Annotated in this window: 1 pseudogene; it reads left to right on the top strand. The window is 37.4% G+C overall.

Features of this window, described 5'->3' with window-relative positions:
• Positions 1 to 553, top strand: a pseudogene (locus tag NC797_RS18335) (IS200/IS605 family accessory protein TnpB-related protein); the annotation flags it as partial.

Genomic DNA, 553 nt, shown 5'->3' with positions numbered 1-553 from the left:
ACTTCAAAACACCAGAAGGCAAGGAAATAGAAATTCCAAATCTGCATTTTCCATATGGCCAAGAAAAAGTTAAGTCCGCCATTGCAACCCAAAATCAATGTAAAAATAAAAAGAAAGATGGACAACCTATCGCGTGGTCTATAGAAGACCATGGGAACTATTACATTTTCAAATGCATCCTAACAGAAAAGGACAAGAAATATCGTAATTTTTCTAAATCAGATGGTGTCATCGGCATTGACTGCAATGTGGATCACTTTGCGATTTCCAATATAAATGGGAAGGGACAACTTGTTTCCTCCTGGGCTCAAACATTTAACATCTTCGGCAAAACTTCTGGTCAAATTACAAAAATAATCGAAGCAGAAGCCATTCAATTAGTAAACGTTGCTGAAAAGTTGAAGAAACCAATTGCCATGGAAAAGCTAGATACAACAACTTCAAAAGCATCTCATCCTTATGGCAATAAGAAAGCGAACCTCCGTCTCTCTATGTTTGCTTACAACAAAATGACAACAGCCATTAAGGCGAGAGCTGAAAAAATCGGGATAGT

The organism is Terrihalobacillus insolitus, from assembly GCF_028416575.1.
Classification (GTDB): Bacteria; Bacillota; Bacilli; order Bacillales; family Amphibacillaceae; genus Terrihalobacillus; species Terrihalobacillus insolitus.
The sequence above is the reverse complement of the archived record's forward strand: the minus strand, read 5'-3'. Positions and strand labels throughout refer to the sequence as shown.